15 protein-coding genes, 10 tRNA genes and 3 rRNA genes are annotated in these 20,338 nt (G+C 52.8%); 27 read left to right on the top strand and 1 reads right to left on the bottom strand.

Going from position 1 to position 20,338, the window contains the following annotated elements; all coding sequences use genetic code 11:
* Positions 1–105 precede the first annotated feature (105 nt).
* From NYE24_RS20785 to NYE24_RS20890, 22 genes are all read left to right on the top strand, one after another.
* The gene (locus tag NYE24_RS20785; RefSeq protein WP_051493900.1) at positions 106–372 is read left to right on the top strand and encodes a DUF2508 family protein; all 267 of its coding nucleotides are present in this window, start codon (positions 106–108) and stop codon (positions 370–372) included.
* Between the two features lie 28 nt (positions 373–400).
* Positions 401–667, top strand: a complete 267-nt coding sequence (locus NYE24_RS20790; RefSeq protein ID WP_036698881.1) for a pro-sigmaK processing inhibitor BofA family protein — start codon at positions 401–403, stop codon at positions 665–667.
* Between the two features lie 303 nt (positions 668–970).
* Positions 971–2,531 (top strand): 16S ribosomal RNA (locus NYE24_RS20795).
* A 123-nt stretch (positions 2,532–2,654) separates the two neighbouring features.
* Positions 2,655–2,771, top strand: a 5S ribosomal RNA gene (gene rrf, locus NYE24_RS20800).
* Between the two features lie 47 nt (positions 2,772–2,818).
* Positions 2,819–2,895, top strand: a tRNA-Ile gene (locus tag NYE24_RS20805).
* Positions 2,896–2,924: 29 nt separating this feature from the next.
* Positions 2,925–3,000: transfer RNA gene (locus tag NYE24_RS20810), tRNA-Ala, on the top strand.
* Positions 3,001–3,175: 175 nt separating this feature from the next.
* A 23S ribosomal RNA gene (locus tag NYE24_RS20815) occupies positions 3,176–6,104 on the top strand.
* The 16S, 23S and 5S rRNA genes sit together here with 10 tRNA genes alongside, the layout of an rRNA operon.
* 81 nt (positions 6,105–6,185) lie before the next feature.
* A tRNA-Ser gene (locus tag NYE24_RS20820) sits at positions 6,186–6,277 on the top strand.
* A gap of 24 nt (positions 6,278–6,301) precedes the next feature.
* Positions 6,302–6,378, top strand: a tRNA-Met gene (locus NYE24_RS20825).
* 9 nt (positions 6,379–6,387) lie between these two features.
* Positions 6,388–6,463, top strand: a tRNA-Val gene (locus NYE24_RS20830).
* Between the two features lie 33 nt (positions 6,464–6,496).
* Positions 6,497–6,572 (top strand) — tRNA-Thr (locus NYE24_RS20835).
* 18 nt (positions 6,573–6,590) lie between these two features.
* Positions 6,591–6,668 (top strand) — tRNA-Asp (locus NYE24_RS20840).
* Between the two features lie 27 nt (positions 6,669–6,695).
* Positions 6,696–6,771: transfer RNA gene (locus NYE24_RS20845), tRNA-Phe, on the top strand.
* Positions 6,772–6,776: 5 nt separating this feature from the next.
* Positions 6,777–6,859: transfer RNA gene (locus NYE24_RS20850), tRNA-Tyr, on the top strand.
* Positions 6,860–6,870: 11 nt separating this feature from the next.
* A tRNA-Lys gene (locus NYE24_RS20855) sits at positions 6,871–6,943 on the top strand.
* Positions 6,944–7,107: 164 nt separating this feature from the next.
* Positions 7,108–8,190, top strand: a complete 1,083-nt coding sequence (locus NYE24_RS20860) for a helix-turn-helix domain-containing protein (protein ID WP_256706404.1) — start codon at positions 7,108–7,110, stop codon at positions 8,188–8,190.
* Between the two features lie 109 nt (positions 8,191–8,299).
* On the top strand, positions 8,300–9,421 hold the full coding sequence (gene ugpC / locus NYE24_RS20865; protein WP_341028123.1) for a sn-glycerol-3-phosphate ABC transporter ATP-binding protein UgpC: 1,122 nt from the start codon (positions 8,300–8,302) through the stop codon (positions 9,419–9,421).
* 229 nt (positions 9,422–9,650) lie between these two features.
* Positions 9,651–10,589, top strand: a complete 939-nt coding sequence (gene hprK / locus NYE24_RS20870; RefSeq protein WP_036690036.1) for an HPr(Ser) kinase/phosphatase — start codon at positions 9,651–9,653, stop codon at positions 10,587–10,589.
* A gap of 12 nt (positions 10,590–10,601) precedes the next feature.
* Positions 10,602–11,633, top strand: a complete 1,032-nt coding sequence (lgt, locus tag NYE24_RS20875; RefSeq protein WP_036690037.1) for a prolipoprotein diacylglyceryl transferase — start codon at positions 10,602–10,604, stop codon at positions 11,631–11,633.
* Between the two features lie 8 nt (positions 11,634–11,641).
* A complete protein-coding gene (gene ppaX, locus NYE24_RS20880) occupies positions 11,642–12,301 on the top strand; it encodes a pyrophosphatase PpaX (RefSeq protein WP_036690039.1) in 660 nt (219 codons plus the stop codon).
* Positions 12,298–12,789, top strand: coding sequence for an acyltransferase (locus NYE24_RS20885; RefSeq protein ID WP_036690040.1), 492 nt, complete (start codon positions 12,298–12,300; stop codon positions 12,787–12,789). Before ppaX ends, NYE24_RS20885 begins: the two co-directional genes overlap by 4 nt.
* Positions 12,789–13,946, top strand: a complete 1,158-nt coding sequence (locus NYE24_RS20890) for an acyltransferase family protein (RefSeq protein WP_076155995.1) — start codon at positions 12,789–12,791, stop codon at positions 13,944–13,946. Before NYE24_RS20885 ends, NYE24_RS20890 begins: the two co-directional genes overlap by 1 nt.
* 92 nt (positions 13,947–14,038) lie before the next feature.
* Here NYE24_RS20890 and gntK read toward each other — a convergent pair whose 3' ends face one another.
* Positions 14,039–15,577 carry a gluconokinase gene (gntK, locus tag NYE24_RS20895; RefSeq protein WP_342479273.1) on the bottom strand — a complete coding sequence of 513 codons (1,539 nt, stop codon included), beginning with the start codon at positions 15,575–15,577 and terminating at the stop codon, positions 14,039–14,041.
* 269 nt (positions 15,578–15,846) lie between these two features.
* Between gntK and NYE24_RS20900 the strand changes: the two genes are divergently transcribed.
* The 5 genes from NYE24_RS20900 to hisH are packed head-to-tail and all read left to right on the top strand — an operon-like array spanning position 15,847 to position 20,337.
* Positions 15,847–17,064, top strand: a complete 1,218-nt coding sequence (locus NYE24_RS20900) for an ATP phosphoribosyltransferase regulatory subunit (protein ID WP_036690122.1) — start codon at positions 15,847–15,849, stop codon at positions 17,062–17,064.
* 60 nt (positions 17,065–17,124) lie between these two features.
* Positions 17,125–17,769: an ATP phosphoribosyltransferase gene (gene hisG, locus NYE24_RS20905; protein WP_036690044.1), complete on the top strand. Its 645-nt coding sequence runs from the start codon at positions 17,125–17,127 to the stop codon at positions 17,767–17,769.
* A 37-nt stretch (positions 17,770–17,806) separates the two neighbouring features.
* On the top strand, positions 17,807–19,117 hold the full coding sequence (gene hisD, locus NYE24_RS20910; protein WP_076155992.1) for a histidinol dehydrogenase: 1,311 nt from the start codon (positions 17,807–17,809) through the stop codon (positions 19,115–19,117).
* Positions 19,104–19,715: an imidazoleglycerol-phosphate dehydratase HisB gene (hisB, locus tag NYE24_RS20915; RefSeq protein WP_036690047.1), complete on the top strand. Its 612-nt coding sequence runs from the start codon at positions 19,104–19,106 to the stop codon at positions 19,713–19,715. Before hisD ends, hisB begins: the two co-directional genes overlap by 14 nt.
* Before the next feature lies 1 nt (position 19,716).
* A complete protein-coding gene (hisH, locus tag NYE24_RS20920) occupies positions 19,717–20,337 on the top strand; it encodes an imidazole glycerol phosphate synthase subunit HisH (protein ID WP_036690049.1) in 621 nt (206 codons plus the stop codon).
* Position 20,338 lies beyond the last annotated feature (1 nt).

A 20,338-nucleotide genomic window follows, 5' to 3' on the forward strand; every position in this document is an offset into this window, starting at 1 on the left:
CCCTCTCCCGGTTCTAAGTTTGTCCCTATTCCGATATGTATGAGATTAACGGGTGTGAATCATAGTTGCATCTGCAGTTATTCATATATCTTAGGAGGGATTGCAATGGGTTGGTGGAGTACCAAGTGGCTGAGCGGGAATGCGGATAAGGCAAAGGCAGTGGAGACGGAAGAGGAATGGGGCGCGGTGTACCATGAGGTGCGTAAAGCGCAGTCTGAATGGGAGCGGGCTTACCTGATGTTTGATGAGGCTCTGGGCCAGGATCAGATTGACTATGCGATCTATATCCTGGAGGCGGCTGAGCGTAAATATCAGATACACCTTAAGGATGCCAAGCGGCTGGGACTTAACCGGAGCCAGCTGCAAGTATGAACAGACCGAGTCAACGAGGAGGAAAACGATGCTAAGAACTGTAGCTATGGGTGTACTGATTATATCTGCAGCGCTGCTGATTCTGATTGTATTCAGGAAAAGATTGGGGTGGGCATGGCTGAGCGTATTTGGAACCCATCTTATATTGGCGGCACTCGGAATTTATATCGTTAATTTCTCAGGAGTTGTAAGTGATCTGCACATACCACTTAACCCCACAACCATAGGTGCTGTAACCATTCTTGGACTGCCGGGAGTGGCGCTGTTATTAGGTTTGAAATTAACTTTGTTTTAGAGGTTGACGAAGGCTCCTGATTCATGATACATTAAGTCTCGGCCCTTTGGACAGGAGATCTTCGGATCACTTGCTGAAAGCTAAAGCGAAAAAAGAAATTAAAAAAACGCTTGACTGAAACAAGGGTGCTGTGATATATTATAAAGGTCGCTGCTGAGACAAACATCAACGACAAAAGATGAGACATTGATCTTTGAAAACTGAACAACGAGTGAGTGGGAAATCACTTCGGTGAGATCCAAATTAGAGAATGTGAATTCTCGTCAGATGTTTCAAAATGAGCAATCGCTCTTTCTAAATACCAATTTGGAGAGTTTGATCCTGGCTCAGGACGAACGCTGGCGGCGTGCCTAATACATGCAAGTCGAGCGGAGTTTGAAAGGAAGCTTGCTTCCTTTCAAACTTAGCGGCGGACGGGTGAGTAACACGTAGGCAACCTGCCCTCAAGCCTGGGATAACTACCGGAAACGGTAGCTAATACCGGATAATTTCTTTTTTCTCCTGAGGAGAGAATGAAAGGCGGAGCAATCTGCTGCTTGGGGATGGGCCTGCGGCGCATTAGCTAGTTGGTGGGGTAATGGCCCACCAAGGCGACGATGCGTAGCCGACCTGAGAGGGTGAACGGCCACACTGGGACTGAGACACGGCCCAGACTCCTACGGGAGGCAGCAGTAGGGAATCTTCCGCAATGGGCGCAAGCCTGACGGAGCAACGCCGCGTGAGTGATGAAGGTTTTCGGATCGTAAAGCTCTGTTGCCAGGGAAGAACGTCCGGTAGAGTAACTGCTGCCGGAGTGACGGTACCTGAGAAGAAAGCCCCGGCTAACTACGTGCCAGCAGCCGCGGTAATACGTAGGGGGCAAGCGTTGTCCGGAATTATTGGGCGTAAAGCGCGCGCAGGCGGTTATTTAAGTCTGGTGTTTAAACCTTGGGCTCAACCTGAGGTCGCACTGGAAACTGGGTGACTTGAGTACAGAAGAGGAAAGTGGAATTCCACGTGTAGCGGTGAAATGCGTAGATATGTGGAGGAACACCAGTGGCGAAGGCGACTTTCTGGGCTGTAACTGACGCTGAGGCGCGAAAGCGTGGGGAGCAAACAGGATTAGATACCCTGGTAGTCCACGCCGTAAACGATGAGTGCTAGGTGTTAGGGGTTTCGATACCCTTGGTGCCGAAGTTAACACAGTAAGCACTCCGCCTGGGGAGTACGGTCGCAAGACTGAAACTCAAAGGAATTGACGGGGACCCGCACAAGCAGTGGAGTATGTGGTTTAATTCGAAGCAACGCGAAGAACCTTACCAGGTCTTGACATCCAACTAACGAAGCAGAGATGCATCAGGTGCCCTTCGGGGAAAGTTGAGACAGGTGGTGCATGGTTGTCGTCAGCTCGTGTCGTGAGATGTTGGGTTAAGTCCCGCAACGAGCGCAACCCTTGACTTTAGTTGCCAGCAGGTTAAGCTGGGCACTCTAGAGTGACTGCCGGTGACAAACCGGAGGAAGGTGGGGATGACGTCAAATCATCATGCCCCTTATGACCTGGGCTACACACGTACTACAATGGCCGGTACAACGGGAAGCGAAGCCGCGAGGTGGAGCCAATCCCAGCAAAGCCGGTCTCAGTTCGGATTGCAGGCTGCAACTCGCCTGCATGAAGTCGGAATTGCTAGTAATCGCGGATCAGCATGCCGCGGTGAATACGTTCCCGGGTCTTGTACACACCGCCCGTCACACCACGAGAGTTTACAACACCCGAAGTCGGTGGGGTAACCCGCAAGGGAGCCAGCCGCCGAAGGTGGGGTAGATGATTGGGGTGAAGTCGTAACAAGGTAGCCGTATCGGAAGGTGCGGCTGGATCACCTCCTTTCTATGGAGAATCGTCTTCTGCAATGAAGACATTCAAATCGGAAGCTTTGCTTCCAAAAAGAACCTTAGGGTTCGGACACTCACTCGTGTTCAGTTTTGAAAGAGCAAGTCTCTTTCGTATGCGTTTGGTGGCGATAGCGGAGGGGTTCCACACGTACCCATCCCGAACACGACCGTTAAGCCCTCCAGCGCCGATGGTACTTGGACCGAAGGGTCCTGGGAGAGTAGGACGCCGCCAAGCGAACAATCAATTCATTGATTGCTTCACTACTGTATGTTTTGTTATATGGGCTTTTAGCTCAGTTGGTTAGAGCGCACCTCTGATAAGGGTGAGGTCGGTGGTTCGAGTCCACCAAGGCCCACCATATAACAATCTTGAATTGAATACCTATTTGGGGCCATAGCTCAGCTGGGAGAGCGCCTGCCTTGCAAGCAGGAGGTCAGCGGTTCGATCCCGCTTGGCTCCACCAATTATTCTTTACAACAGTATATGCAACATCTTGATCCTTGAAAACTGGATACCGAAACGAATTTGCGTTTTAGAACATCTTTTAGCTGAAACTTGTGTAAGCAAGTTGAAATAGTTATTAGTTGCTACAAAGTGAAGGTTTTTGATTGTGCAAACAAGCAAAACACCGGAACGTTGGTTAAGCTACTAAGAGCACACGGAGGATGCCTAGGCGCCAGGAGCCGACGAAGGACGTGGCGAACAACGAAACTGCCTCGGGGAGCTGTAAGCAAGCTTTGATCCGGGGGTGTCCGAATGGGGAAACCCAGCTGTGGTAATTCGCAGTTACTCGTATCTGAATACATAGGATACGCAGAGGCAGACCAGGGGAACTGAAACATCTAAGTACCCTGAGGAAGAGAAAACAATAGTGATTCCGTCAGTAGCGGCGAGCGAACGCGGAACAGCCTAAACCAAGAGGCTTGCCTCTTGGGGTTGTGGGACGTCTCACATGGAGTTACAAAGGAATATGGTAGGCGAAGAGGTCTGGAAAGGCCCGCGATAGAGGTAAAAGCCCTGTAGCCTAAACTGTGTTCTCTCCGAGACGGATCCCGAGTAGTGCGGGGCACGTGAAACCCCGTATGAATCCAGCAGGACCATCTGCTAAGGCTAAATACTACCTGGCGACCGATAGTGAAACAGTACCGTGAGGGAAAGGTGAAAAGCACCCCGGAAGGGGAGTGAAATAGAACCTGAAACCGTGTGCTTACAAAAAGTCAGAGCCCTCTTTATGGGTGATGGCGTGCCTTTTGTAGAATGAACCGGCGAGTTACGTTTAACATGCAAGGTTAAGGTGAGAAGCCGGAGCCGCAGCGAAAGCGAGTCTGAATAGGGCGACTGAGTATGTGGACGTAGACCCGAAACCGTGTGATCTACCCCTGTCCAGGGTGAAGGTGCGGTAACACGCACTGGAGGCCCGAACCCACGCATGTTGAAAAATGCGGGGATGAGGTGGGGGTAGCGGAGAAATTCCAATCGAACTCGGAGATAGCTGGTTCTCCCCGAAATAGCTTTAGGGCTAGCCTCGGTGAATGGAGTGGTGGAGGTAGAGCACTGATTGGGTGCGGGGCCCGCAAGGGTTACCAAGCTCAGTCAAACTCCGAATGCCATTAACTTCTTGCCGGGAGTCAGACAGTGAGTGCTAAGATCCATTGTCAAAAGGGAAACAGCCCAGACCATCAGCTAAGGTCCCCAAGTGTGTGTTAAGTGGGAAAGGATGTGGAGTTGCACAGACAACCAGGATGTTGGCTTAGAAGCAGCCACCATTGAAAGAGTGCGTAATAGCTCACTGGTCGAGTGACTCTGCGCCGAAAATGTAACGGGGCTAAACACACCACCGAAGCTATGGCTAGATGCTTTGCATCTGGGGTAGGGGAGCGTTGTATGTGGGTTGAAGGTGTACCGTAAGGAGCGCTGGACAGCATACAAGTGAGAATGCCGGTATGAGTAACGAAAAGATCAGTGAGAATCTGATCCGCCGAAAGCCCAAGGTTTCCTGAGGAAGGCTCGTCCGCTCAGGGTAAGTCGGGACCTAAGGCGAGGCCGAAAGGCGTAGTCGAAGGACAACAGTTTGAAATTACTGTACCACCGTAATCCGCTATGAGCGATGGGGTGACGCAGGAGGGTAGTGACGCGGACTGATGGATGTCCGTCTAAGCAGTGAGGCTGGTGTGTAGGCAAATCCGCACACTATTAAGGCCAGGCTGTGATGGGGAGCGAAAATTATAGTAGCGAAGGTCATGATCTCACACTGCCAAGAAAAGCCTCTAGTCAGGAGAAGGTGCCCGTACCGCAAACCGACACAGGTAGGCGAGAAGAGAATTCTAAGGCGCGCGGAAGAACTCTCGTTAAGGAACTCGGCAAAATGACCTCGTAACTTCGGGAGAAGAGGTGCCTCGGTAGGGTGAATAGCCCGAGGGGGCCGCAGTGAAAAGGCCCAAGCGACTGTTTAGCAAAAACACAGGTCTGTGCGAAGCCGTAAGGCGAAGTATACGGGCTGACGCCTGCCCGGTGCTGGAAGGTTAAGGGGAGTGGTTAGGGGTTAAACCCGAAGCTGTGAACCGAAGCCCCAGTAAACGGCGGCCGTAACTATAACGGTCCTAAGGTAGCGAAATTCCTTGTCAGGTAAATTCTGACCCGCACGAATGGCGTAACGACTTGGGCGCTGTCTCAACGAGAGATCCGGTGAAATTTTAATACCTGTGAAGATGCAGGTTACCCGCGACAAGACGGAAAGACCCCATGGAGCTTTACTGCAGCTTGATATTGAATTTGGGTACGATCTGTACAGGATAGGTGGGAGCCGTTGAGGCAGGAGCGCAAGCTTCTGCGGAGGCGCCGTTGGGATACCACCCTGATCGTATCTAGGTTCTAACCTAGTACCGTAATCCGGTACGGGGACCGTGTCAGGCGGGCAGTTTGACTGGGGCGGTCGCCTCCTAAAGAGTAACGGAGGCGTTCAAAGGTTCCCTCAGAATGGTTGGAAATCATTCGCAGAGTGCAAAGGCATAAGGGAGCTTGACTGCGAGACCTACAAGTCGAGCAGGGACGAAAGTCGGACTTAGTGATCCGGTGGTACCGCATGGAAGGGCCATCGCTCAACGGATAAAAGCTACCCTGGGGATAACAGGCTTATCTCCCCCAAGAGTCCACATCGACGGGGAGGTTTGGCACCTCGATGTCGGCTCATCGCATCCTGGGGCTGAAGTAGGTCCCAAGGGTTGGGCTGTTCGCCCATTAAAGCGGTACGCGAGCTGGGTTCAGAACGTCGTGAGACAGTTCGGTCCCTATCTGTCGTGGGCGCAGGAAATTTGAGAGGAGCTGTCCTTAGTACGAGAGGACCGGGATGGACGTACCGCTGGTGCATCAGTTGTTCCGCCAGGAGCATGGCTGAGTAGCTACGTACGGACGGGATAAGCGCTGAAAGCATCTAAGCGTGAAGCCCCCCTCAAGATGAGATTTCCCAGTATGTAAGACCCCTTGAAGACGACGAGGTAGATAGGTTGGAGGTGGAAGTGCAGCAATGCATGGAGCTGACCAATACTAATCGGTCGAGGGCTTATCCAAATTTCTAACACGCAGATTCGTTTCGGATTCAGTTTTCAGGAATCAAGTTCCTGTGCGGATTTACATGGCTACCATTAATTTGGAGAGATACCCAAGTGGCTATAAGGGGACCCTCTGCTAAGGGGTTAGACTGCGTAAGCGGTGCGAGGGTTCGAATCCCTCTCTCTCCGCCATTATAAATCCAATACTTGTAGTGTGGCGGCGTAGCTCAGCTGGCTAGAGCGTACGGTTCATACCCGTGAGGTCGGGGGTTCGATCCCCTCTGCCGCTACCATACATACCCGGAGGCTTAGCTCAGCTGGGAGAGCATCTGCCTTACAAGCAGAGGGTCGGGGGTTCGAACCCCTCAGCCTCCACCATTTTTATTTTTGAATTGTATTGCCTTACACCGTGCCGGTGTAGCTCAACTGGTAGAGCAACTGACTTGTAATCAGTAGGTTGGGGGTTCAAGTCCTCTCGCCGGCACCATTTTTAAGAGCAAATTGTGGAACCGTGGTGTAGTTGGCCTAACATGCCTGCCTGTCACGCAGGAGATCGCGGGTTCGAATCCCGTCGGTTCCGCCATTTTTTTGTTTTTCAGGCTTTTTTCATGGCTCGGTAGCTCAGTCGGTAGAGCAAAGGACTGAAAATCCTTGTGTCGGGGGTTCGATTCCCTCCCGCGCCACCATACATGGAGGCTTAGCGAAGTGGCCAAACGCATCAGACTGTAAATCTGCTCACGTACGTGTTCGGTGGTTCGAATCCATCAGCCTCCATCCCTTTTTATGAGCCATTAGCTCAGTTGGTAGAGCACCTGACTTTTAATCAGGGTGTCGAAGGTTCGAGTCCTTCATGGCTCATCTTAAATCAAACGGTCATCACTTTAGGTGGTGGCCTTTTTTTGTATTTGATATATGTTTCAATAATGCTCATAAGCGCAAATTCCGCATTTTACAGCAAAATATGATAAAATAAGCGAAAAAAGCAAAAGTGGTGGAGAATGGTGATGATGGATAGTGAGGGTTTGCGTCAAAAATTGGAGCAACTCACCGGAAAGAGGACCGGAATCAAGCAGCTGGGGAGGCAGCATTCCGCTTCACTTTTTGGCATAGGTACGGATAAGGATCAGGAATTGCCGGTCATTCATGAGGGATATCTTTGGCTTCCCCTCTATGAGAATGATGGCCGTGTTACAACAGTATGGGTGGAGACAGAAGGGCTGTCACCGCTTGAGCTGCAATTGGTGAATTATGCCGGGCGCAATTTTGCGGTAGCACTGAAGGCAACCGGCTTCAAGGAAGAAGGAGAGATGGAGGCAAGGCAGCTTAGCGGATGGCTGAACGCCCAACTGGAGCAGGAGAAGGACGATGCGGAGATCCCGGATGAAATCTCACTGAAGGGCCGGCTGTTCGGAGATATGATTCCCTTCATGCTGGTAAGCGAGAATGTTCATAATCCGCAAATGACGTATCGCTCCTTAATGAAGCTGCTGCGCAGTTATTTCGAGAATGATGTATTGCTGGTTCCTCTGCAGGATAAGGAATGGTTAATTTTAGCCCGTAAGGAACTCCTCACTGACGGAGATGATAAAGAGGATGAGGAAGAGAGTGCTGAGGATTTGCTGTCACAGACTTCTATGGGGCTGCATGAACTGATTGCGAGCGAGTGGGTGGGCGTCTTTCATCTTGCAGTCTCTCCAGCCATTATTCCGGTTAAAGGTCTGACAGGAGCAGTCGCCTTGCTGCGGGAGACTATTATTCTTGGCCGCATCTTCCAGGTAGGGGATTACATTCATCTGCCGTGGGAGCTGCACATGGAGCGGCTGGTTAACAGTATTCCAGATGACCGGCGGAGACAACTGCTGGGCCAGATCGGTGATTATACAGCGGTACTGGCGGATAAGGAACTGCTACTGACGCTGGATACCTTTTTTGAAATGGACTGCAATGTCAGTGAAACCGCCAAGAAGCTGTACATTCACCGTAACACGTTGCTCTACAGGCTGGACAAAATCAAACAGGAAACGGGTGCCGATGTCCGCAGCTTTGGGGATGCCGCTATTGTGAAGCTTGCCATGTTATTGTATAAAGTGACGAAAAGAAAATAGGTTTTTTGTGAACCTTACAAATAGCCATGAGGCCGGCTCTGGGGTAAGATAAGTGTACAAGAAAGCGTTTGATTTTCTAATCCAATAATAGACTCGAGGGGGAAATACAATGGCAGGCGTACGTTTAGAGCATATTTTCAAAAAATACCCGGGTTCCGATAAAGCAACAGTAATCGATATCAATCTTGATATTAAAGATAAGGAATTCCTCGTACTGGTTGGTCCTTCCGGTTGCGGTAAATCCACAACCCTGCGTATGATCGCTGGTCTGGAAGAAATCTCTGAAGGTAAAATGTACATTGGTGACCGTGTAGTGAATGACGTTGCTCCTAAAGACCGTGATATCGCGATGGTATTCCAATCCTACGCCTTGTACCCGCACATGAGTGTATATCAGAACATGGCTTTTGGTCTGAAACTGCGCAAAGTGAAGAAAGAAGAAATCGACAAGAAAGTGCGCGAAGCAGCAAGAATCCTGGATATCGAGCATTTGCTGGAACGCAAACCTAAGGCACTGTCTGGTGGTCAACGTCAGCGTGTCGCTCTAGGCCGCGCTATTGTCCGTGATCCACAAGTCTTCTTGATGGATGAGCCTCTTTCCAACTTGGATGCTAAACTTCGTGGTCAAATGCGTGCTGAAATCACCAAGCTGGTTAAACGCCTTGAAACCACTTGTATCTATGTAACGCATGACCAGACAGAAGCAATGACAATGGGTGACCGTATCGTAGTTATGTACGACGGTATCATTCAGCAGGCTGCTTCCCCTGAAGAACTGTACAATGAGCCTACGAACCTGTTCGTAGCCGGATTTATCGGTTCCCCTACAATGAACTTTATCAACGGAACTCTTTCCGAAGTGAACGGCGCTGTTCGTTTCCGCGCAGAGAACCTTGATGTTGAAGTTCCAGGCGGCAAAGCTACAATCCTGCGTAACAAAGGCTTCATCGGTAAAGATGTAATTATGGGCGTTCGTCCAGAAGACATCCATGAAGAGCCAGTATTCCTGGAAGCTTCCCCTAACACAATCTTCACTTCGATGGTTGATGTTACGGAAAACCTTGGTCATGAAATGCTCCTCTACTTGAGCGGTCTTGGCAATAACACTGTAATTGCGCGTGTAGATGGACGTTCCACTACCCGTGAAGGCAGCAAGCCTAGATTGGCCATCGACATGAACAAAGTCCACATCTTCGATAAAGAATCCGAACTTAACGTTCTGCTTGGATAAGATCTCTGCAGGGTGAACATAGTTTATAATGAAGAAAGCCGCCTGGTTAGGCGGCTTTTTCTTGTAATGATCATGGTGGATTGGAACGATAACAGCTGGGGTTAAGATTGCATTCACTGGCATAATCCATTAAGATAGCAGGAGAATTACCTGTAGCTGGAATGGATAAAGATGTAACGGGTATGCGGGGAAGCGGCATAAGCCGCGGGTGACGAAAGGACGGACATATATGGCTAAGAAGGTAAAAGTATCGGAATTAGTGCAGCATTTTCAATTAGAGGTAGTATCCGGACATGATGGTCTGAAGAGACCGATAACAGTGGATGATTTGAACCGTCCCGGGCTGGAAATGGCCGGTTATTTCGAATATTATCCGGAAGAACGTGTGCAGTTATTAGGCAAAACAGAGCTGGCTTTCTTCTCTATGCTCTCAGAGGAAGAACGGAAAAGCCGGGTACGCGGAATCTGTAACGACAATACCCCATGTATCGTCATTACTCGTGGGCTGGATATTCCGCAGGAGCTTGTGGATATCAGCAACGAAAAGGGACTTCCGGTGTTGCGCAGCTCAATGGCGACTACGATTTTCTCAAGCAGACTGACTAGCTTCCTTGAGGGCAGACTGGCACCGACAGCAACAATTCACGGTGTTCTCTGTGATGTGTATGGGGTAGGGATGCTGATTACAGGCACCAGCGGCATTGGTAAAAGTGAAACAGCGCTTGAACTGGTTAAGCGCGGTCATCGCCTGATTGCCGATGATGCGGTGGAGATCCGCCAGACCTCGGATAATCAGCTTCATGGTACCGCACCGGAATTAATTCGTCACCTGCTGGAGATTCGCGGTGTAGGGATTATCAATGTTATGACGCTCTTTGGGGCAGGCGCTATCCGTAACCACAAGCGGATTACACTGGTGGTTAGACTGGAAGCCTGGCAGCAGGACAAGCAGTATGACCGTCTGGGACTTGATGAGGAGACGACACGGATTATTGATACCGATGTGCCCCTGGTTACCATCCCTGTCCGTCCGGGACGTAACCTTGCTGTCATTATCGAGGTGGCTGCGATGAATTACCGGCTCAAGCAAATGGGCTTCAATGCCGCGCTGCAATTTACAAATAAACTTACAGCCACCATCTCAGAAGATATGGATGATCTGGATTAGGAGTGTGAGAGCATGTTTTATTCACTAGCGATTAACCCGATTGTCTTCTCTATTGGATCGCTGCCGGTTCACTGGTATGGCCTGATTCTGGGTCTTGGTGCGCTTACCGGGTTATTCCTATGTATTCAAGAAGGCAAACGCTTCAACATTCCACAGGAGTTCTTCATGGATATGCTGTTGCTGGGTTTGCCATCGGCTATTATTGGGGCGCGTCTATACTTCGTAGCCTTCAAGTGGGAAGACTATAAGGATAACCTGCTTGATATCTTCAAGGTGTGGAATGGCGGTATTGCGATTTATGGCGCCTTAATCGGTGCGATTATCTGCGCGATTATTTATTTCCGCTATAAAGGCTACCCGTTCTGGCGTATCGTGGATATCTGTGCTCCCGGACTGCTCGCCGGCCAGATGATCGGCCGCTGGGGGAATTTCATCAACCAGGAAGCCTATGGCGGCGTGGTAGAGGAATCGTTCCTGCGGGATAAGCTGCATTTGCCGGACTTTATCGTTAATCAAATGTACATAGGGGATGCTTTTCACCATCCAACTTTCCTGTACGAATCACTCTGGAGTCTGCTGGGCATTTTGCTCCTCTTGGTGCTGCGCCGCCAGAAGTTCGTACGTGCCGGAGAAATCTTCATGTCTTACTTCATCTGGTACTCCATCGGCCGCTTCTTCATTGAAGCTCTGCGTACGGACAGCCTTGCCTTTGACGGCAGCAGCGGTGTGGCAGCCTTCATTAACGGGCTATGGAGTCCGATGAAGTGGATGGGCTTCGAGCAAGGATACCTTGATCCGGCTTACGGGAATATCCGCATCTCTCAGCTGCTCGCGCTATTCATCATTATTGCTGCCGTTGCCTTGATTATTGTTCGGCGGGTAAGTGGTCAGCCGAAGGATCATTACCTGGACCCGATCATTAGCACCAAACCGGCAGCAGCGGATACTGTGGTTCCAGAGAGTGCTGCTAATACGCCTCAGAAGCCTTCTCAGCCTGTTCAGCAGGTGGAAGATCCCTCTGAAGATAAGGAAACAAAGGAGTAATACAATCAATGATAGAATGCGTGTTATTTGATCTGGACGGAACGATTGTGAATACGAATGAGCTGATTCTTAATTCATTCATGCATGCGCTGAAGGAGAATAATCTGCCGGTTCTGACCCGTGAACAGATCATTCCCCTGATGGGAACTACACTTCAGCAGCAGCTAGGCGCGTTCTCCGGCCTGGAGCCGAAGGATATAGAAGTGCTGGAACGGTCCTACCGTTCGTACAACAATGCGCATCACGATGAGCTGGTCCGTTCTTTTCCAGATGTGAACGAGACGATGGAGGAGCTGCAGCGCCGGGGGATCAAGCTTGGGGTGGTGACCACCAAGATCCGGCCTAACACATTGAAGTCTCTGGAGATGTTCGATCTGCTAAAATATATGGAGACGATTGTTACGGTGAATGATGTGACTCATCCGAAGCCACATCCGGAACCGGTGCTCACGGCAGTTGCCAATCTGGGTGTTGATCCGGCCAAGACACTGATGGTAGGTGACAGTGCTGTCGATATTCAGTCTGCGAAGGCAGCAGGAGTTCGTGTAGCCGCTGTAGCCTGGTCGCTTAAGGGTGAGGCTGTGCTGCGCACCTATGAACCGGATTACATCATCCAGGAGATGAAGGACTTGTACTCTATTGTGGAGCAGGAGACTATGCAGCCGTGAGAAAGATAAGCCGTTATCCCGTGGAGGGGCATAATTCGCTCTGGCATATTTACCGTACGGTCAGCCCATGGAAGGGTGTGCGCAATTTTATTTTTATCCAGATTGCCCGTTATTGCCCGATTCTGCCGCTCAAGAACTGGATTTACCGCCGGGTGCTCGGGATGAAGGTAGGCAAGCATACTGCGTTTGGACTTATGGCGATGGTGGATGTTTTTTTTCCGGAGAAGATCTCTATTGGGGAGAACACGGTTATCGGCTATAACACTACGATCCTGGCCCATGAGTACCTCATCAAGGAGTACCGGCTGGGTGAAGTTATTATCGGCGAGAATGTAATGATTGGAGCTAACACGACTATTCTCCCTGGGGTTACGATTGGGGATGGGGCTACGGTTGCGGCGGGATCGGTGGTTCACAAGGATGTTGCTGCCGGTTCGTTCGTCGGGGGGAATCCGCTCCGCGAGCTGCGTAAACAGGAGGAATCATAATGGCTCAAAAAGAAAGAATACCACAGCTTGATATTTTTCGGGCAATCGCTATTTTTGCGGTGATCGCCATTCATGCCACTTCACGCACGTTGGCTGAGACACTGGGCACTTCCATGTTCGCTCCGTTTCTGTTCATAAATAAGTTCAGCCAGTTTGCGGTGCCTTCCTTTATATTCTTAAGCGGGTTCGTCCTCTTCTACAATTATATTGACCGTCCGCTGGGCGGGAAGGTGCTGGCCAAATTCTACAGCCGCAGGCTGATCTATATTATTGTGCCTTATCTTGTGTTTACGGTACTGTATTTTGGACTGAAAATGACGGCTGGTCATACCTGGGGGATGCCTCTTCAGGAGATGGGCGGGAAGTTCTTCAAGTATCTATGGACGGGTACGGCGTATACGCATCTCTACTATATCATCATCATTATCCAGTTCTATCTGCTGTTCCCGCTGATACTCTGGTGTCTGCAGAAAGTCCGGCATCTCGCGGCCTGGGCACCAGTGATTGGGCTTGCGTTACAGTGGGGCTTCGTGCTGCTTAACAAATATATGGTGAACCACGGGTATTGGCAGTTGTCCAAGGGGAGTCTGGCCATTACGTATTTCTCGTATTTCCTGCTTGGTGCGGCGATTGCGATCTACTACAGCTCTCTGAAAAAGTGGCTGATTCCCTCCCGCGAAGGCTGGCGTTCAGGTAAAGGTATGGGCTGGATGGTACTGTGGCTCTTATGGGCCGCTGCCGGGGCTTACCATGTGGTATTGTGGTATAACAACTATACGAAGAAAACAGTAATCAACAGTCTGTGGTATGAAGGGTTCTCGAACCTGCATGCCTTACTCTCTTGTCTGGTACTGTTTCAGCTGTCCTTCCTGCTGTACGGTGCAGGACGAAGCGTGCTGACAAGATTGCTGCTCTCGGCTGGGGCGTGCTCCTTCGGTATCTATCTGCTCCATCCGCTGCTGCTGTTCATGTACCGGAAGCTGCCGTTCCACGGCGGATCGCTGGCCTATACGGCGGCAATAGCGGGCGGCTGGCTGGTAGCCCTCGTGGGCTCCTGGCTGGTGGTTGCGCTTGCCTTCCGTTATGTGAAGCCGGCCTGGATGGTGTTCGGCTCCGCACCGCAGAAGCCGGCAGCAGCGCCAAAGGCGACAGTGTAGACTTTGGCTTAGTTTTAATATATTGAAAGCGCCGGCTGGCCGCAGATGCGGCTGTCCGGCGCTTTGCTGTAAGCAGGCGTCTGAAGATTATGTTAGCTGGGCTGTTCCCCGGCTTGCTCGCGCTGGAAGTCGGCGATTGCCTGATACTGATCCTCCAGGCTGCGGGATACGGAGATGAAGATAGGCAGAAGCTGTTTGTAGGCTTTGGCGTGGGCAGTAACCGGCTCATGCCGGTGAGTGGAGCCAATCATGCTGTAGACAGCATCGAAGGAATCAATCCGCCGGATGGCGTATAATCCCAAGACGACTGCGCCGAGGCAAGAGCTCTCAAAGCTCTCAGGGACGACTACCTCCTGATCGAAAATATCCGCCATCATCTGCCGCCATAACGCCGAGCGGGCGAAGCCGCCGGTAGCCAGGATTCTAACGGGCTCGCCGATGCATTCCTCCATGGCCAGCAATACAGTGTACATATTGAAGATGACACCTTCCAGCACCGCACGAATCATATGCTCCTTACGGTGATTCATGCTTAGCCCGAAGAAGGAGCCGCGGGCATCGGGATTCCACAGCGGTGCGCGTTCTCCGGTTAGATACGGGTGGAAGAGAAGTCCGTTGCTGCCGGGCGGCACTTGCTCAGCGATCCTGGTTAATACTTCGTAGGGATCAATGCCCAGGCGCTTCGCAGTCTCTACTTCAGATGCGGCGAACTCATCACGCACCCAGCGGAAGAGCATCCCGCCATTATTCACGGGGCCGCCGATTACCCAATGCTTGTCTGTCAGGGCGTAGCAGAATATCCGTCCTTTGGGATCGGTCAGCGGATGGTCAACTACAGTACGGATGGCACCGCTTGTGCCTATCGTTGCAGCGATTACCCCCGGCTCCATGGCCCCTACGCCCAGGTTAGACAGAACGCCGTCACTGGCGCCTACGACAAACGGAGTGTCCTTGAGCAGACCGAGCTTTCCGGTAAGCTCAGGAAGCAGTCCCTGCAGGATATGGGTGGTCGGGACCGGACGGGATAGGCGCTCCGGAGTAACACCGGCAATCTGGAGCGCCTCCTCGTCCCAATCGAGCTTCTCCAGATTGAACATGCCGGTGGCAGAGGCGATGGAATGGTCAATCACATATTCGCCGAACAGCCGGAAGAAGATATATTCTTTGATGGAGATGAACTTGTAGGTCTGACGGAACAGCTCGGGCTGCTCCTCCCCCAGCCACATCAGCTTGGTGATTGGAGACATAGGGTGTATGGGCGTTCCTGTCCGCAGGTACAGCTCATGTCCGTTCAGTTCGTCCTTCAACCGCCGGGCACAGCGGCTGCTCCGGTTATCGGCCCAGGTAATGCAGGCGGTCAGCGGCTTACCCGCAGGATCTACAGCAATGACGCTATGCATAGCGGAGCTGAAGGAGACCAACAGAATGTCTTCAGGTGCGGCAAGGCTCTCCTGCATGACCGCTGCTATGGTATGAATTACGGCTTCCAGAATCTGCTCCGGGTCCTGTTCTGCGACAGAGGGGGAGGGCTGATGCAGCGGATAGCCCTGATTGCTCTGAGCGACAATCGTTCCGTTCTCCTCAAAGAGGACAGCCTTCGTGCTGGTGGTTCCAATATCAACGCCAATCATATAGGATGTACTCAAGCCGTCAGTCCTTCTTTCTGCTTCTGAATTAGATACCGGGAATACTTCATGGAGGAAATAAAGTACAATCATATTAACCTATTATATTCGCCGCTTATCCCGGTGGCAAAAGGAACTCTGTAATTCAAGCGAATTGTTGACGCAAAAGGATAGTCCGTGATACGATATTGCCACTGCTTTACTTTGCTACCACTTTACCATGATAAAGTATTCAAAGATACTCTTTAACATATCCGATGAGGTGAACAATGAAGATGGCCAAACCAAAAGGATTTGAAAAGCCTGCCGGCGTAAGGGATTATCTCCCGCGTGCGGTAACGAAGCTGCGCAAGATCGAGAAGGATGTGCTTCACTGTATGAGCCGCTGGGGCTACCGGCAGATGATTACGCCTACTCTTGAATATTACGATACGGTCGGTGTAGCCAGCTCTACCTCCGATCAGAAGCTGTATAAATTGCTTAACAACCGTGGGCAGGCGCTGGTGCTGCGTTCAGAGATGACGGCACCTGTAGCCCGAGTAGTCTCCTCATTATTGAAGGATGAGCCGCTGCCGCTGCGTCTGTCCTACCATGCCAATGTCTTCCGGGCGATTGAAGAAGAGGCCGGGCGGGAGGCGGAATTCTTTCAGACCGGTGTGGAGCTTGTCGGTGATGATTCACCGGAGGCTGACGCAGAGGTAGTCGCGCTGGCGATTGCTTCACTACAGGCGGCAGGCGTAAAGTCTTTTAAAATAGCTATTGGACATGTCGGCTTCCTCGACGGTCTGTTCCAGGAGGCGGTATCCGGCTTACCGCAGGCTCAGGAGGAGCTGAAGAGCCATCTGCTCAGCCGCGATTATGTAGCCTTCCGCGAGACGCTGCGGCGTCTTGAGCTATCCACTGCACAGAAGCAGGAGCTGGACGGACTGCTGCGGCTGCGCGGCGGGAAGGAGATCTGCGGACAGGCGCTGGAGCTGAGTAACCATCCGGTGGCGCGCGCGTCGATCGAGCATCTGTGCAAGGTATGGGAGGTGCTGGTGGCTTACGGTGTCTCGCAGCATGTGCTGATTGATCTGACGATGATCGGTGATTTCTCTTACTATACAGGCATGACCTTCGAGGGATATGCTTCCGAGCTGGGCTTCCCGGTATGCAGCGGCGGCCGGTATGACAACCTGTTGCAGCAATTCGGGCGTCCGATTCCCTCTACCGGCTTCTCTCTGAAGACCAACCGTATTTTGGATGGAGTCTCCGGGCTGCCAGAAGAGGAAGAGCTGCCGGTTCTGGTCCAGTATGATGCACTGCGGCGCCAGGAGGGTCTTGCCGAAGCAGCGAGGCTGCGGTCGGAAGGGCATGTTGTGGTCACGCGGCTGGCAACCGGTCCGGAGGAGCTGAAGACCGTGAAGCGGCTGGATGCGGATACTATTCAGGCAGAGGGCGAGCTGTACGGCGAGATATACACGTTCGTGTCGTTTGTCAGCGAGCATGGGTGAGCGGAGCTGCTACAGGTAATTTTGAAATGATGATTTAACATGAAACGGGGGCGGGTATTGATGGCACAGATTCTTAAGGTAGCCATGCCGAAAGGCCGGATTTACAATAAAGCGGCAGAGCTGTTCCGCCAGGCGGGACTGCCGATTCCTCCGGACGGAGAAGAGTCGCGCAAGCTGGTGATTTCATTGCCGGAGGCCGGAATGGAGTTCATTCTGGCCAAGCCGGTGGATGTGCCCACTTATGTAGAGTATGGAGTGGCGGATATCGGTATTGTCGGTAAAGATGTACTGCTGGAGGAGAGCCGTGATGTGTACGAGCTGCTGGATCTCGGGATTGCCCGTTGCCGGATGTCGATTATCGGGCTTCCGAACTGGCAGCCGGGCATTCAGCAGCGGGTAGCCACCAAATACCCGAACGTGGCTTCGCGGTATTTCCGTGAGCAAGGCCAGCAGGTGGAGGTTGTGAAGCTGAACGGCTCCATTGAGCTGGCACCGCTGATCGGGCTGGCTGACCGGATCGTAGATATGGTAGAAACTGGCCAGACGCTGAAGGATAACGGTCTGGTGGAGATGACGAGCATCTTCGAGATTACCAGCCGCCTGGTGGCGAACCGGGTGAGTTACCGGATGAAGAATGCTGAGATTCAGCAGCTGTGCGACCGGTTGCAGGCTGTTATTGCAGAACCGGGGTTGCAGGTACAATAATATAAGCAAAACTATAGAGCTCAAGGGGGAAGCGGCGGTGAAGATCCAGTCCAGTAAGGAATTTAAGCTGCAGCGTGAGGTGGAATATGGCACGCCGGAGCAGAACAAGGCCGTACGTGAAATCGTGGCCGATATCAAGCGGGAAGGCGACGCGGCGCTGCTCCGGTATACGGAGCGCTTCGACGGCGCTGCACTGACGCCAGCGCAGCTGCGCGTAACGCCGGAGGAGCTTGAGGCCGCCTATGGCCGGGTAGAGGAGTCCTTCGTGACGGCAATTCGCGCAGCAGCCGTGAATATCCGTGCGTTCCATGCGCGGCAGAAACGCAATTCCTGGATGGATCTGCAGCCCGACGGCACGATTCTCGGCCAGATCATCCGCCCGCTGAAGCGCGTGGGCGTCTATGTTCCCGGCGGCAAGGCGGCCTACCCGTCCTCGGTGCTGATGAACGTGATACCGGCACAGATTGCCGGGGTGCCGGAGATCGTGATGGTGACGCCGCCTTCGACGGGCGGCTCTGAAGGCATTGATCCTTATATTCTCGTGGCCGCCGCTGAAGCGGGCGTACACGAGATCTACCGCGTAGGCGGCGCGCAGGCCATCGCCGCTCTCGCCTTCGGCACGGAATCCATCGTGCCGGTCGACAAGATCTGCGGGCCAGGGAACATCTACGTGGCCCTGGCCAAGCGCGAGGTCTACGGCGCTGTCGACATCGACAGCATCGCCGGACCGAGCGAGATCGTCGTGCTCGCCGACGATACCGCCGAGGCCGCCTACATCGCGGCCGACCTGCTCTCGCAGGCCGAGCACGACGAGATGGCGTCGGCGATCCTCGTGACGCCGTCGCAGCGTCTCGCGGAGGCGGTGGCTGCCGAGGTTGAGCGGCAGCTGCAGGCATTGCCGCGCGAGGCGATCGCGCGGGCCTCGGTGGAGAACTACGGCGCGATTATCGTCGTAGACTCGCTTGAGGAGGGCATCTCCGTGGTGAACCGGCTGGCGCCGGAGCATCTGGAGATTGTGGTGAACGACCCGATGGGGCTGACCGGCGCAATTGAGAACGCCGGGGCGATCTTCCTCGGGCCGTACAGCTCGGAGCCGGTCGGCGACTACTTCGCCGGACCGAACCATATTATACCGACGAATGGCACAGCGCGGTTCTCCTCCCCTGTAGATGTGGACGACTTCATCAAGAAGTCCAGCCTGATCTATTACAGCAAGGAGGCGCTGCTACGGGACGGGGCGGCGATTATGGAGCTTGCCCGGCGCGAGGGGCTGGAAGGCCATGCACGCGCCATCGAAATCCGGCTTACGAACGAAGCGAAAGGTGGAGATACTAATGGAGAACAATAACAACGAATCGGCGCTGCGTAAGGCCGGACTTAGCCGTACAACCAATGAAACGGACATCAAGCTAACCTTTGCCGTGGACGGCAGCGGGGACTGCGAACTGGAGACTGATGTGCCGTTCCTGAATCATATGCTGGATCTGTTCACGAAGCATGGACAATTTGACCTCTCGGTGCAGGCGCGGGGAGATATCGAGATTGATGATCACCATACGGTGGAGGATATCGGTATCTGTCTCGGACAGGCCCTGCGTGAAGCGCTTGGCGATAAAAAAGGTATCAAGCGGTACGCCAGTGTCTTCGTCCCTATGGATGAGGCGCTTGCCCAGGTAGTGATCGATATCAGCAACCGGCCGCATTTCGAATACCGGGCAGCCTATCCTTCCCAGCAGGTAGGCAGCTTCTCAACAGAGCTGGTAGAAGAATTCCTCTGGAAGTTCGCGCTGGAGGCGAGAATTACGCTGCATGTCATCGTTCATTACGGCTCTAATACCCATCATATGATTGAAGCGGTCTTTAAGGCGCTGGGACGGGCACTGGACGAAGCGACTATCGTTGATCCCCGGGTGAAGGGCGTGCCTTCAACGAAGGGAGTGCTGTAGGATGGCCGTTGCAATCGTCGATTACGGCATGGGCAACCTGCACAGTGTCAGTAAGGCCGTAGAGCGGCTGGGGTATACGAGTCTTGTAACCTCGGACGCCGCCGAGATCCTGGCGGCAGACAGTGTCATTCTGCCGGGAGTCGGTGCCTTTGGCGATGCGATGGAGCACTTACGGGAGAGTGGAATGGACGATGTTGTCCGGGCCGCGGCGTCAGCGGGCCAGCCGGTGCTGGGCATCTGCCTCGGAATGCAGCTGCTGTTCAGCAGCAGCGAGGAGCATGGCGAGCATAAGGGGCTGGAGCTTCTGCCCGGCGCAGTGGTGCGCTTCGCCCCCCGGGACGGCTACAAGGTACCGCATATGGGCTGGAACAAGCTGAGCTTCCGTCAGCCGGAGAGTCCGCTGCTGGCAGGTCTGACGGAGGGCCATGTGTACTTCGTGCACTCCTATCATGTACTCGCGGCGGACAGCGATCTGCTGGCCGTCACAGACTATGGACATCCGGTAACGGCTATAGTGGCGCGCGGCAATGTCTACGGCATGCAGTTCCACCCGGAGAAGAGCGGGGAGCTTGGCATCAAGCTGCTGGGTAATTTCCTGCAGCTCCGGGCACAGCAGGCGTAGC

The organism is Paenibacillus sp. FSL H7-0350 (genome assembly GCF_038593195.1).
Lineage (GTDB): Bacteria > Bacillota > Bacilli > Paenibacillales > Paenibacillaceae > Paenibacillus_AQ.